This window comes from Oleiphilus sp. HI0067, from assembly GCF_001635735.1.
On record NZ_LWFI01001088.1, the window covers coordinates 1 to 13,855 of the forward strand.

Consider the following 13,855-nt stretch of genomic DNA (forward strand, 5'->3'; position numbering starts at 1 on the left):
ATCAATAACTGCTTGTACTAAGACTTCTGGCGCTGAAGCACCAGCTGTGACCGCGACATTATTAACACCATCAAGCCAAGCGTCTTCGATCTGAGACTGATCATCAATCAAATAAGCTTTTGTTCCCATACGCTCTGAAAGCTCACGTAGACGATTTGAGTTAGAGCTATTTGGAGAACCAACCACTAACATCAAATCAGAAGAAGGAGCCATTTGTTTTACAGCATCTTGGCGATTTTGCGTGGCATAACAAATATCGTCTTTTCTCGGGCCTTGAATTTTCGGGAACTTCTCTCGTAAAGCATCAATCACCACTGAAGTATCGTCCACAGATAAAGTTGTCTGCGTTACATACGCTAGGTTTTCAGGATCTTTGACAGATAACTGAGCAACATCGCTTGCGTCTTCAACAAGATAGATAACTCCGCCATTAGAATCATCGTACTGTCCCATCGTACCTTCGACCTCAGGGTGGCCTTCGTGGCCAATCAAGACGCACTCCATTCCATCACGCGAGAATTTGGTCACTTCAAGATGTACTTTCGTGACAAGAGGACAGGTCGCATCGAAGACTTTCAAGCCTCGATCTTGCGCTTCATTTTGCACAGCTTTAGACACGCCATGCGCACTGAAAATCACCAAAGCATCATCAGGTACTTCATGCAACTCATCAACGAATATAGCGCCACGATTCTTTAGGTCATCCACAACAAAACGGTTATGAACAACTTCGTGACGCACATACACTGGCGCTCCGAATACCTCTAATGCACGATTAACGATCTCAATCGCGCGATCGACACCAGCACAAAATCCTCGGGGGTTAGCAAGTTGAATTTGCATGAGTTGAACTATGATCCCTAAATAGTTTCTATCGAAACGATCTTAACCTTGAACGTTAATGTATCGCCAGCTAGCGGATGGTTGAAATCGACCACCACTTCTTCGTCGTCAAACTGCTTTATAACGCCAGGCAACTCAGACTGACTCGCATCAGCAAAAGAAATGACTAGGCCTTTTTCAAGTTGCATATCTGCTGCGAAGTCGGAACGTTTAAAGGTTTGAACATTATTTGGATTTGGCATCCCAAACGCTTTTTCTGGAGTCACGAGCCAAGCCCCCTCCTCACCTTCTTTCATGCCATCAAGGCAGGACAAGAAGCCATCGGGTAATTGACCATCACCATACTCAAATGTCGCTGGGTTAGCGTCAAAATTAGAATCGACGACTGAGCCATCTTGCAGGCTCAAAGAAAAATAAAGCGTGACACGTGTGTCCGCAGAAACAACTAAACTCACGTTTTTAACTACCTAAATGGAACGTTAAACAGAAACGAAATCGCTCTCTAGTATATGACTCGAGACTATATTGCCCGAGACTCAGAACGACTCTTTGGTTTTGGGTTACCGTCTTCGTCCTTGCTACGGAACATATCTAATACCAACATTGCGGCACCAACCGAGATAGCGCTATCTGCAATGTTGAAGGCTGGAAAGTGATAATCGTTCCAGTAAAAATGAAGGAAATCGACAACATATCCCAGCATTATCCGGTCATACAGGTTACCTAGTGCCCCACCTAAAACGAGACATAAAGCAATCGCTAACCAACGGTCATTTTTGAGCGTGTAAACCCAACGAACAAGCGCGATACTGACGCCCAGAGCTAAGACAATAAAGAACCAACGTTGCCAGCCACCTTCATTCGCGAGAAAACTAAACGCCGCTCCAGTGTTGTGGAGCAGAGTAAAGTTGAAGTGCGGCATCACGGGCACAGGAATCGCATATTCCAACTGCGTGCTCGCTAAGTATTTGGTGTAAAGATCTAACACCACAACACTCAACGACAACCACAAATACTTCAACATACTTAGTAACCCTGCTCTATTTAATTGCTATTGATTAAGCATACTGACGCGATTCACCTTCGCCATCGATATTATCAACACAGCGCTGACACAGATCCTTGTGCGCTTCAATCGTGCCGACTTCCGGACGGTGGTGCCAGCAACGATCACACTTCACATCAGAGCTAGGTTGAACCTTCACAAGCAAACCTTCTAAGTCAGAAGGCTTCGCATCGGCATGGCCATCATCACTCAAGCCAAGCACGCGTGCGCCAGAGGTAATCAATACGAAACGCAACTCTTCGCCTAAGGTGCTCAGGGTGTCAGCCAAATCACCTTCACAGTACAAACTAACTACAGTCGTTAGTGAGCCTTTTACATTGCCGGCATTACGCTCTTCTTCGATACACTTATTAACAGCTTCTTTTGCCGCCATCACTTTATTCCAGAAGTCACGACCTTGCGGCTCATCATCTGAAAGTGCAACTAAGTCGGTATACCACTCAGCCAAGAATACGCTCTCATCTCGCTCACCTGATACTGGCTGCGGCATAACAGCCCAGATCTCATCAGCCGTGAAGCTTAAGATTGGCGCCATCCAGCGCGTCATTGCTTCTAGAATATGATACATCGCAGTCTGACAAGAACGACGAGCCAAGCTATTCGCTTGCGTGGTGTACTGACGGTCTTTGATGATATCTAAGTAGAAACCACCCAACTCACCAACACAGAACTGAACCAACTTCTGGAACACGCCTAAGAAGTTGTAGTTGTCATACGCTTCTTGAAGCTCTGCTTGCAGTTGAAGTGCCTGATCTACAGCCCAACGATCTAGTGCAATCATTTGATCATTCGGTACTAAGTCCGCTTTTGGATCAAAACCATTGATATTACTTAACAAGAATCGCGCGGTATTACGAATACGGCGATATGAATCTGCTGTACGCTTGAGGATTTCATCCGATACCGTCATGTCACCGCTGTAGTCCGTCGCAGCAACCCACAAACGTAGGATATCTGCACCAAGCTTGTTCATCACTTCTTGCGGCGAAACCACGTTACCAATGGACTTAGACATCTTGCGGCCTTCACCATCCACGGTAAAGCCATGTGTAAGCACTTGCTTGTATGGCGCTTCACCCTTGATCGCAATACCAGTTTTCAAAGATGACTGGAACCAACCACGGTGCTGATCCGAACCTTCTAAGTAAAGATCTGCCGGGTATTGACCAAGCTCTGCGCGCTGTTCAAGTACCGCTGCATGTGTCACACCAGAGTCGAACCATACATCTAAGGTATCGGTTACTTTGTTCCAGTTGTCTGCATCATCGCCAAGTAGCTCTGAAGCATCTAAATCGAACCATGCATCCATGCCAGTGCCTTCGACACGCTGAGCCACTTGTTCAATCAGCTCTGACGTTTTTGGATGAAGTTCTTGAGTTTCTTTGTGCACGAACAAGGCAATCGGAACACCCCAAGTACGCTGACGTGAGATACACCAATCAGGGCTTTGCTCAAGCATCGCTTCAATACGATTTTGACCCCAAGATGGCACCCATTTAACGCCTTTCACAGCTTCTAGCGCTTTATCTTTCAAGCCATTTTCCGTCATGCTCACAAACCACTGAGGCGTTGCACGGAAGATTAGTGGCGTTTTTGTACGCCAGCAATGCGGGTAGCTGTGCGAGAACTTTTTGCTAAGAACTAACTTGCCTTCGTTAGTTAACGCTTCAAGAACCGGACCGTCGGCTTTATAAACGTGCTGACCTGCAAACATCGGAACGATATCGCGATAAACACCGTTATCGTCGACATAGTTAAGTGTTTTTAAGCCGTACTTATTGCCAACATTGAAGTCATCAACACCATGGTCAGGCGCTGTATGTACTGCACCCGTACCGGCATCTGTTGTTACGTGATCACCAACTAGTACAGGAAGCTGCTTGTCGCGGTAAAAAGGATGAACCAACAACTCACCTTCAAGATCAGAACCTTTCGCCGAGCCAACGACTTCAAAGTTTTCAGCACCATAACGCTCCATAGCGTCATCAACGAGTGCTTGCGCAAGAACCACAAGTTCTTCGCCCAATCCTAGATCGACTTTCACTAAGGAATAATCAAGATCAGGATTCAAAGAAACCGCTTGGCTAGATGGAAGCGTCCAAGCCGTTGTTGTCCAAATTACGATAGAAAGATTTTGGCCATTATCGGCGGCATCAAATTTACCAAACACAGAAGCTCGATCGACAACATCGTAACGGGCATCAATAGCTGTACTTTCTTTGTCTTGATATTCAACTTCAGCTTCAGCCAACGCAGAACCACCCACCACACTCCAGTAAACTGGCTTGAAGCCTTTTACTAAGTGGCCGTTATCAATGATCTTGCCTAATGCACGAATAATATCGGCCTCGAACTTGAAGTCCATGGTGAGATAAGGCTTGTCCCAATCACCAAAGACACCTAAACGAATGAAGTCTTCTTTCTGACCAGCTACTTGCTTTGCTGCATATTCACGACATGCTTTACGGAACGCCGAGAACTCAACCTTAACGCCTGCTTTACCAATTTTCTTTTCAACATTGTGTTCGATTGGCAAACCGTGGCAGTCCCAACCCGGGATATATGGCGCATCGAAACCACTCATGGTTTTCGATTTCACGATAATGTCTTTAAGAATTTTATTAACAGAGTGACCAATGTGGATGTTGCCGTTCGCGTATGGAGGGCCATCATGCAAAATAAACTTTTCAGCACCTTGGCGCGCATCGCGAATCTTTTGATAAAGATCCTGATCTTGCCATTGCTTCAACATACCTGGCTCACGCTGAGCGAGGTTGCCGCGCATCGGAAATTCGGTATCCGGCAAATTCAAGGTGTGCTTATAATCACTCATAGTCTTTTCGCTTCATTCTCATTAAGTTGTGCTACGAACTCTCTCGCAGCGACGTTATCGCGTTCTATTTGTTCTTGCAGTGCTTGAAGGCTCTCAAACTTCTGCTCATTGCGAATTTTTTTCAGGAACTCTACCTGTACTCTCTGACCATATATATCGCCAGAGAAGTCAAAAATATGTATTTCTAAGTTGGCGTCAAATTCACCAACACTAGGTTTCTTACCCAAATTAGCCACGCCGTAATATGAACCGGCATGATCACCGCTCATTACATCGACTTGTAATGCAAACACACCCTTTAGTGGGTTGCTCTTTCGACGCAATGCAATGTTGGCCGTGGGAAAGCCAATCGTTCTGCCAAGCTGTTGCCCATACATCACGCGTCCCGACAAGGTATAAGGACGACCGAGCAATCTTTCAACCGTATCAAACTCACCGTCTGCTAACTTAACGCGGACCAATGTAGAGCTGACGCGAGCTTGGCTCTCTGTACCCTCAACTTTGTAGGTATCGGAATTTTCAACCGTAAAGCCAAATTCCTCACCAGCATTTAACAAGGCTTGAAAATCACCTTGGCGATCTCCGCCAAAACGAAAGTCATCTCCAACGACCAAGTGTTTCACTTTTAAGTGATTCACCAAAACTTGATCAATAAATGCTTTGGCAGTGAGGGCACGAAACTTCTCATTAAATTGAAGTACGCAAATATAATCTAAGCCGTAATTTTGCAGACATTCGTACTTGTCACGAAATCGCATTAAACGCGCGGGTGCCTGCTCGCCTTTAAAATACTCTTGCGGTTGAGGTTCGAACACGACGACAACCGAGGGGAGATTAAGATCACTAGCCCGCTCAACAACACGACGTACAATTTCTTGGTGCCCCAGATGAACACCATCGAAATTTCCAATCGTTGCGACACACCCTTCCTCTGGAAGAGGGTTGTTGTATAAGCCTCGAAGGAGCTTCATTTGCCCTACATCACTGCAAAAAATAGCTGGGGATTATAAATGTTGAGGAGGCACTTATTCAATCAAGCGCCCATGGTTTAGGTGAAAGAAAGGAAAATTTTATTCGTCAAGCGATGTTTTATTCCCACCACCCGGTCAAGTTCATGTAAACAATAGCCGCTGGAGCAATCAAAAACGTTAAAATACCGACCGTCTCATCAGTCGACTCTTCATTATTCTCATTCACTCGAATAGTGTTATCACCAGCATCTTTGCCTGATGTGTAGTAGTTACGCCCCTTGTGACGAACAAATAATTTATCGGAGTCATCTAAATCATAAGAATCGATATTCTGGTAGGCAGGCTTAAACTCATCATCATTGGCATACGAAGCAGCAGATACAAAAATGAGCACAAAAACTGTGAACGCTGATATAAAAAGTTTCATGAGATCTCCGCGAAATTCGCTTGCCAAAACACTGTGTAAACTTAAGTTATCGCTTATTAAATCCTGTTAACTGAACAAAATAAAGACAACACCACTAGGTTTTTCGACTTAGATCACAGCTTTGTTTAATGAATTAACAAACTAAGAGAATAGCGTACAGTTCACTAGGTATCACTACACCTTTTGCTTAAGCATATTTTTCAAGTTTAAACCCAAGCAAAGCAAAACAATGAAGTAACTAAAGATTCCACAGATGACAAGCAAACCAATCGTCGAGATACGCTGCCAAACATCCCAAACCAACCATTCTTGAGTTGGTGAATTCAAATATGAAACCACTAACACCATAGCGACGACAGCACCCAGCAAACGTATTACAAATACAAACCAGCCATTACCTGACTTGTAAACGCCTTGTCGCTTCAAAACCACCAATAAACAAATTGCATTTAACCAAGCCGACATTGCAGTAGCCAGCGCAAGCCCTGCGTGCTGTAAAGGCCAGATAAGCGCGAGATTAAATACCATGTTGGCGATCATGGCATAGATGCCAATTTTGACCGGTGTACGCATATCCTTTCGCGCGAAAAAACCCGGCGCTAGGACTTTGACGAACATAAACGCCAACAAGCCTAAAGCATATGCTCGCAAACTGTGAGCAGACTGCAGCACATCAGTATCGTTCAAAGCTCCATAATGAAACAACACGGCGATTAATGGTTCTGCCAAAACGATTAAAGCAAGTGCTGCAGGCAAGCCAATTAAAAGAACCATTTTCAAAGCCCAATCGATAGTGGCTGAAAAAGCCTCTTCCGACTTTGCGGCATTATTTGCTGAAAGCGCCGGCAAAATCACCGTCGCAATCGCAATACCAAAGACTCCAAGCGGCAGCTCAACCAATCTATCCGAGTAATACAGCCAAGACACGCTTCCTGTTTGCAGCAAGGATGCGAGAATTGTATCGAGCAATAAATTAATCTGGCTCACCGAAACCCCAAACATTGCTGGCAACATTAATGCACCGATTTTGCGTACGCCCTCATGCCGATAATCTAATATTGGCCTAGGTAGCAAACCCAATCGCAGTAAAAACGGCAATTGAAAAAACAGCTGCAATACACCAGCGATAAAAACACCCCACGCAAGCGCAATAACCGGCTGAGCAAATAAAGGGGTTAAAAAAACCGCCGATGCAATCAAACTCAAATTCAGCAGTACTGGTGTAAATGCTGGAACAGCAAAGTTTCCATAACTATTTAAGACCGCGCCGGCAAACGCAGTCAGCGATATCAAGAAAAGATAAGGGAACGTAATTTGTAGCATAGTGCTAGCAAGCTCGTACTTAGTAGGCTCATCCAAAAAGCCAGGAGCAAACAGTGCTGTCACCCAAGGAGCACCGAGCACAGCTAATAAACTAAATACAAATAGAACTGCGCCGAGCACACCTAAAACAGAACCCAGTAATGTTCTGACCGCATCTCTATCCTGCCCATCTTTGTAATCTGCCAATACGGGAATAAAGGCTTGCGAAAATGCTCCCTCGGCAAATAAGCGTCGAAAAAAGTTAGGGATTTTGAAAGCAACAAAAAATGCATCTGCGCCGGCACTGGCACCAAAGAAATTAGCGACAACAACGTCTCTCGCTAAGCCTAGAAAGCGAGACACCATTGTCATCAATCCAACAATTGCGGAAGAACGAAATAAATTTTTTTTAGCGGGACTTTGGCTTGCCTCGGAATCCATACAAGGTCTTATTTTTCTGAACAATTAATATGCTCGCCATGCTACTCGACTATCGCGAGACTTTCACTATGCTTAGAGAATAAAGAAGAACTGAGGTGAATTATGGACAAGAGCATTAATCGCTTACTTATGCAATTTGAGCAGCTTTTAAAAACGACAAACAAGGAGCAAATCAACCCTAAAATTGATGAGCTTTGCATCAGCGATCTCCAGCCTATTGTCGAACTAGTAGCACGCAGTCGCGCAGAATATTTAGAGCATCTATACACGCTATGTAAGCAGTATGAGGGAACTGAGAATTTCCCTAGCAACGACGAAATGCAAAAACTTCGTGCTCACCGTTTACGCTTTGAGGAGTTGGCGGAGGGTTCTAAAGCATTTGAAACATCGATTCAGCGTGGATATCTAGATCTAAAAGACTAAGCGCATCGCGAAATCTTTTGCCTCTGGTGTTTTTTTGATCATCCCGCTAGCATTACCGAGATAAAAAATAAAAACATATAGAGGCTATACATGATTCCATTCATTCGCACGCCAGACTCTCGCTTTGCTCGCCTATCTAATTACCCTTTCAAGCCCAACTATAAAGATATTGATGGCTTGCGGATGCACTATGTTGACGAAGGTTCTAAAAATGCAGATCCCGTTCTCATGCTCCATGGCGAACCAACATGGTCGTATTTATATCGACACATGATTCCTATTTGCGCAGCTGCTGGACATAGAGTGATTGCGCCAGATCTCATTGGCTTCGGAAAATCAGATAAACCAACCAATAAAAACGACTATAGCTACGAAACACATGTTGACTGGCTTCTTAATTTCATTGATCAACTCGAGCTCAACAACATCACTCTTGTATGCCAAGACTGGGGATCACTACTTGGCTTACGCTTAGCCGCAGAGAACTCAGACAGATTTAAAGCCATCGTAGTTGGCAACGGCATGTTGCCCACGGGTGATGAGACAGTTCCAAAAGCATTTAAAATTTGGCGCGCATTTGCATTAAACAGCCCCTGGTTTCCCATCGCGAAAATCATAAACACTGGCTGTTTTAAAACGCTTAGTCCTGATGAAATACGTGCTTACGATGCGCCGTTTCCTAGCTCAAAATACAAAGCTGGAACAAGAGCTTTTCCTGCACTCGTCCCAATCTCCCCTGATAATCCAGCATCTAGCGCAAATAAAGAAGCTTGGAAAGTCCTCGAGAAATGGGAAAAACCATTCCTAACCACATTCAGCAATGGCGACCCAATTACGCGCGGAGGCGATAGATACATGCAGAAGCGTATTCCGGGGGCTCACGGTCAAGAGCACATTACACTCAAGGGCGGGCACTTTTTACAAGAAGACGCTGGGGCAGAATTTGCTGCAGCGATAAATAAACTGCTTGAAGATATCGACCTTAAAAGTTCCGTGAGCGCCAGCGCCTAATATTTGCTATCACCAACACTCTTTTCAAAGCAAAAAAAAGCCCGCTAAAAAGCGGGCTTGGAAACGAAATCACTAAAAACTTGGCCGATCACGTTGCGGGCCTGAATCGCAACACATTCGGTATGCTTTTACTATAAGCCCCCACCGTCTATTTGTATGTTGCAAATAATTTGCAATGTGTAACGTTTTATTTCAAAAACCGTGACACAGTTACCACAACGCTTTCACTCCAGTCATATCGCACAAAATCTGCCGAATTGATCAAGGCGAGAGAAGTTTCATCAACAGGCTTTTCTTCCATTCTTAAAATTAGAGTATATACTCTAATTTTAAGTGATACGCATAATCACGCGTTTTGTATTATTTCATTTAGACGAGTAAATCCATGCTATTTCCAGTAAAAGTTCAATACTACAAAGGCCTAACCAAAGCTCTTAAAGTAGCGGCCGCCGTTATCCCAATGCCAAAGCCTACTCTTTTTTCCGGCGCGGACTCATCACTAGAACTTTGTGAAGCCATTCACCACCTAGGCATCAAAAAGCTATTGCTTGTCACAGACAAAGTGCTTGTAGAAATAGGACTGCTCAACAAAATTCAAGCAAAACTAGAAGAACAAGGTATCAATGTCACTATTTACGACGGCATTCTTCCAGACCCTACTTATGATCAAGTCGAAAAAGGCTTGAGTATTCTCAAGAAAAACAAATGCGAAGGGATTTTAGCTGTTGGTGGAGGCTCACCTATTGATGCAAGTAAAGCCATTGCTGCAAGAGCTACAAACGATAAGTCTCTCGAAAAAATGGCTGGGCTATTTAAAATCCGAAAAGCACCTTTACCGTTATTCGTTGTGCCAACAACCGCAGGCACAGGTTCTGAAGTCACAATTGTTTCGGTCGTTTCAGATCCAGATACACATCAAAAATCGCCAATCGTTGATCCAAAGCTTGTACCAGCCATGGCGGCATTAGACGGTAAATTAATGCTTGGCCTTCCGCCTGCTGTCACTGCGGCAACAGGTATGGATGCTTTAACTCATGCAATCGAGTCGTTCATTTCCACTAATGCTACGGATGAGACACGTGGTTACGCATTAGCAGCGACCAAACTCATCATGGAAAATTTAGAAACAGCAGTACATGACGGAAAAAACTTTGAGGCACGCCAAAATATGGCCATGGCGTCATATTATGCAGGACTAGCATTTACAAAAGCAGGTGTTGGTTATGTACACGCTATTGCGCATAACTTTGGCGCTCTATACTCAACGCCTCACGGTCTCGCCAATTCGATCGTCTTACCACACATCTTGGACTATTCGAAAAGCGACATCATTCCTCAGCTTGCTGAACTTGCAAAAGCTAGTGCTTTAAAAACAGGCAGAGAAAGCAACAAACAACTCGCTGATAAATTTATAGCTAGAGTACGTAGCATGTTGCAGTCGTTCGAAATCCCAGAGACACTTGATAGCCTTAAAAAAGAAGACATCCCGCGCATTGCGAAGCTTGCTCTGGAAGAAGCACATGCAAATTACCCGGTACCAAAGTATATGGATAAGGGCACTTGCGAGGCATTAATTGGAAAAATGGTGGCGTAAAGAAGTTCACTTAATAAGTTGACGGGAGAGGCAAAGCCCTTCCTCTTCAACAAGGCAACAACACTTAACATTCAAGGCCAACTGAAGCCTTGACATTAAGTAATTAAAACGGCATAGTCTCGCGTCCTTTTTTAACGCAGGCTCAAAAAGTAAGCGATTTCGCAGTTTTGAGTCAGCTAGTTTGAATATTTTCGCGAAATTTTAGGAGCATTACGGTGGCTAACTCCCCATCTTCAAAGAAACGCGCGCGTCAACAAGAAGTACGCCGCCAACGCAACGCAAGCCAACGATCTATGGTTCGCACTTACATCAAGAAAGTTGACGCACAGATTGCTGGCGGCAACTACGATGACGCTCAAGCAGCATATGTAACTGCTGTACCTCTTATCGACGGCATGGTGAACAAGAACTTGTTCCCTAAAAACAAAGCTGCTCGTATCAAGAGCCGTCTCAACGCACGAGTTAAAGCGCTTAAAGCTTAATTCGACGCAGACATAAAAAAAACCGAGCTTTGCTCGGTTTTTTTTATGTCTAAATTATTTGCTTACTCTTAAGTTAGAACTAAATTATCAGCATGAATAAGCTCTGGCTCATGGCAATAACCTAACTCTGAAGCAATTACAGAACTCGCTTTACCCAAAATCCTCACCGCCTCTTGCGCGCTATAATTACTCAGCCCCCGAGCTACCTCTCTGCCAGCAACATCAATACAACGCACCATCTCGCCTCGCCTAAAATCACCAGAAAGCTCAACAACACCGACAGCAAGCAAGCTATTTCCACCAGCACTAAGCGCCTTTACCGCACCATCATCAAGCGTAAAACTTCCCTTTGTCTGCAAATGGCCTGCAAGCCATTGTTTACGCGCTAATTGCCGATCGGTATTCGACTCAAACAAAGTACCCAGATGCTCACCTTGTAATAAGCGAGAGATGATTTCATCGATCTTCCCACCAGCAACAACTGTATATGCACCTGAACGCGCAGCTAATCTAGCAGCCCGCAACTTGGTTGCCATACCACCTCGACCAAGAGCCCCAGAGCGCCCACCCGCCATAGCATCAAGCGCCTTATCTTGTGCACGGACAACATTCAGGAGCTTAGCATCAGAATTAACACGAGGATCTTTATCAAACATACCATCCTGATCAGTCAGGATAATCAGGCCGTCAGCATCTACTAAGTTAGCAACCAAAGCACCTAAAGTATCATTATCGCCAAAACGAATTTCATCAGTCACAACCGTGTCGTTTTCATTGATGATAGGCACCGCACACATTTCAAGTAAGGTTGTGATCGTGCTTCGAGCATTCAAATAACGCTTACGATCTGACAAATCTTCATGAGTCAGTAGAATCTGCGCAGTCGCTAATCCATGAGAGCGAAAGAACTCCTCATAAGCATTGACCAACCCTGTTTGACCAACCGCTGCAGCAGCCTGCAATAAATTAAGTTGCTCAGGTCTAGCATCCAAACCAAGCCGCACCATACCCTCTGCCACCGAACCAGAGGACACCAAAACAAGCTCGATTCCAGACTGACGACAAGCCGCCATCTGAGCAACCCACTTTTTGATGGACGCCCTATCGAGACCTCGACCATCGTCCGTTAACAGCGCACTACCAATCTTAACTACTATTCGCTTTGCGGCAGGCAACTTACTACGAGCCGCATCGATACTCTTACTATCTAGCACGACAACCTCTTATGGCGCATACTCAACTTCAACGTCGTAATCATCATCGTCAAAGTCGTCATCTTCATCATCTTCGCTAGCACGCGACGCTTTTCGAGCGACCTTATATTCCTCAAGACGCTGACGCGCTTCTTTCTGCATCGCCTCTTTCAGACCAGCTTCCATCTGAGCCAACTCTTCATCATTCGACTCTGCCTCAGCTCGCTCTTCAATCCAACGCATGATATCCCATACTAGAGGCTCTAAGCCCTCATTATTCAAAGCTGACGCTTTGTAAACTGGACCAGTCCAATTCAACGCTTTTATCAACTCATCACAACGCTGATCTCGCTCATCTTCTGGAACCATATCGAGCTTATTCAAGACCAACCAACGCTCTCTTGAGGCTAAGGTCGGACTAAACCCCTCTAATTCACCAACGATCTCATTAATCGCCTCTAGAGGCTCTTTCCCATCAAATGGAGCCATGTCGACAACATGAAGCAGCAAACGGGTACGAACTAAGTGCTTCAGAAAACGTATACCAAGACCCGCACCTTCCGAGGCACCTTTAATCAAACCTGGTATATCGGCCATCACAAAACTTCGGTGAGACTCAACACGCACGACACCCAAATTAGGAACAAGCGTTGTAAAGGGATAGTTCGCGACCTTCGGCTTCGCGGCAGATACCGAACGAATCAATGTAGATTTGCCTGCATTAGGCAGACCCAACAAACCAACATCAGCAAGTACTTTCAATTCAAGACGGAGGTTGCGCTTCTCACCCGGCTTACCCGGCGATGTTTGTCGAGGAGCGCGATTAGTACTTGATTTAAAGCGAGTATTTCCCAAACCATGCCAGCCACCTTGCGCAACAACTAACTGCTGACCTATTTCAGTCAAATCGCCGAGCACTTCCTCAGTATCAACATCAAAGACACTCGTACCGACAGGCACACTTAATACCAAGTCTTCACCTTTCGCGCCGGTACAATTTCGCCCTTTACCACCTTCACCAGACTGAGCTCGATATTGCCGAACATAGCGATAATCAATAAGCGTATTAATACCTTCCCCAGCCTCGAGAATCACGGATCCGCCGTCACCGCCATCACCGCCATCTGGGCCACCCTTAGGGATATACTTTTCGCGACGAAAACTTAAACACCCATTTCCACCTTTTCCTGCCTCAACAGATATCGTTGCTTCATCTACAAATTTCATATTTTTCCGCTCTATCTACAAGCCACTGACTCAGTTTAACTG

At 44.9% G+C, this 13,855-nt stretch carries 13 protein-coding genes; 4 read left to right on the plus strand and 9 right to left on the minus strand.

Annotation, left to right across the window (positions count from 1 at the left end):
* From ispH to murJ, 7 genes are all read right to left on the minus strand, one after another.
* On the minus strand, positions 1–843 hold an 843-nt coding region (gene ispH / locus A3739_RS15140; protein WP_068501962.1), incomplete at its 3' end, for a 4-hydroxy-3-methylbut-2-enyl diphosphate reductase.
* 17 nt (positions 844–860) lie between these two features.
* Positions 861–1,298: a peptidylprolyl isomerase gene (locus A3739_RS15145; RefSeq protein WP_068478570.1), complete on the minus strand. Its 438-nt coding sequence runs from the start codon at positions 1,296–1,298 to the stop codon at positions 861–863.
* 65 nt (positions 1,299–1,363) lie between these two features.
* Positions 1,364–1,867 (minus strand): signal peptidase II, encoded by a 504-nt coding sequence (lspA, locus tag A3739_RS15150; protein WP_068478572.1) that lies wholly within the window; start codon positions 1,865–1,867, stop codon positions 1,364–1,366.
* A 34-nt stretch (positions 1,868–1,901) separates the two neighbouring features.
* Complete coding sequence (ileS, locus tag A3739_RS15155; RefSeq protein WP_068478574.1) at positions 1,902–4,742, minus strand: isoleucine--tRNA ligase; 2,841 nt, start codon at positions 4,740–4,742, stop codon at positions 1,902–1,904.
* A complete protein-coding gene (gene ribF / locus A3739_RS15160) occupies positions 4,739–5,713 on the minus strand; it encodes a bifunctional riboflavin kinase/FAD synthetase (RefSeq protein ID WP_068478576.1) in 975 nt (324 codons plus the stop codon). The genes ileS and ribF overlap by 4 nt, the downstream gene beginning before the upstream one ends.
* Before the next feature lie 118 nt (positions 5,714–5,831).
* Positions 5,832–6,140: a hypothetical protein gene (locus A3739_RS15165; protein ID WP_068478578.1), complete on the minus strand. Its 309-nt coding sequence runs from the start codon at positions 6,138–6,140 to the stop codon at positions 5,832–5,834.
* A 174-nt stretch (positions 6,141–6,314) separates the two neighbouring features.
* Complete coding sequence (murJ, locus tag A3739_RS15170; RefSeq protein ID WP_082878440.1) at positions 6,315–7,883, minus strand: murein biosynthesis integral membrane protein MurJ; 1,569 nt, start codon at positions 7,881–7,883, stop codon at positions 6,315–6,317.
* A 102-nt stretch (positions 7,884–7,985) separates the two neighbouring features.
* Between murJ and A3739_RS15175 the strand changes: the two genes are divergently transcribed.
* The 4 genes from A3739_RS15175 to rpsT all read left to right on the plus strand — a co-directional run bounded on the left by A3739_RS15175 (position 7,986) and on the right by rpsT (position 11,393).
* The gene (locus A3739_RS15175) at positions 7,986–8,306 is read left to right on the plus strand and encodes a hypothetical protein (protein WP_068478580.1); all 321 of its coding nucleotides are present in this window, start codon (positions 7,986–7,988) and stop codon (positions 8,304–8,306) included.
* Between the two features lie 90 nt (positions 8,307–8,396).
* Positions 8,397–9,317: a haloalkane dehalogenase gene (locus A3739_RS15180; RefSeq protein ID WP_068478582.1), complete on the plus strand. Its 921-nt coding sequence runs from the start codon at positions 8,397–8,399 to the stop codon at positions 9,315–9,317.
* Positions 9,318–9,702: 385 nt separating this feature from the next.
* Positions 9,703–10,911 carry an iron-containing alcohol dehydrogenase gene (locus A3739_RS15185; RefSeq protein ID WP_068478584.1) on the plus strand — a complete coding sequence of 403 codons (1,209 nt, stop codon included), beginning with the start codon at positions 9,703–9,705 and terminating at the stop codon, positions 10,909–10,911.
* 215 nt (positions 10,912–11,126) lie between these two features.
* The gene (gene rpsT / locus A3739_RS15190) at positions 11,127–11,393 is read left to right on the plus strand and encodes a 30S ribosomal protein S20 (protein WP_068474025.1); all 267 of its coding nucleotides are present in this window, start codon (positions 11,127–11,129) and stop codon (positions 11,391–11,393) included.
* 68 nt (positions 11,394–11,461) lie between these two features.
* Here rpsT and proB read toward each other — a convergent pair whose 3' ends face one another.
* Both proB and cgtA read right to left on the minus strand, forming a co-directional pair.
* Positions 11,462–12,607 carry a glutamate 5-kinase gene (gene proB, locus A3739_RS15195; RefSeq protein WP_231876601.1) on the minus strand — a complete coding sequence of 382 codons (1,146 nt, stop codon included), beginning with the start codon at positions 12,605–12,607 and terminating at the stop codon, positions 11,462–11,464.
* Between the two features lie 9 nt (positions 12,608–12,616).
* Positions 12,617–13,813 carry an Obg family GTPase CgtA gene (gene cgtA / locus A3739_RS15200; protein ID WP_068478586.1) on the minus strand — a complete coding sequence of 399 codons (1,197 nt, stop codon included), beginning with the start codon at positions 13,811–13,813 and terminating at the stop codon, positions 12,617–12,619.
* Positions 13,814–13,855 lie beyond the last annotated feature (42 nt).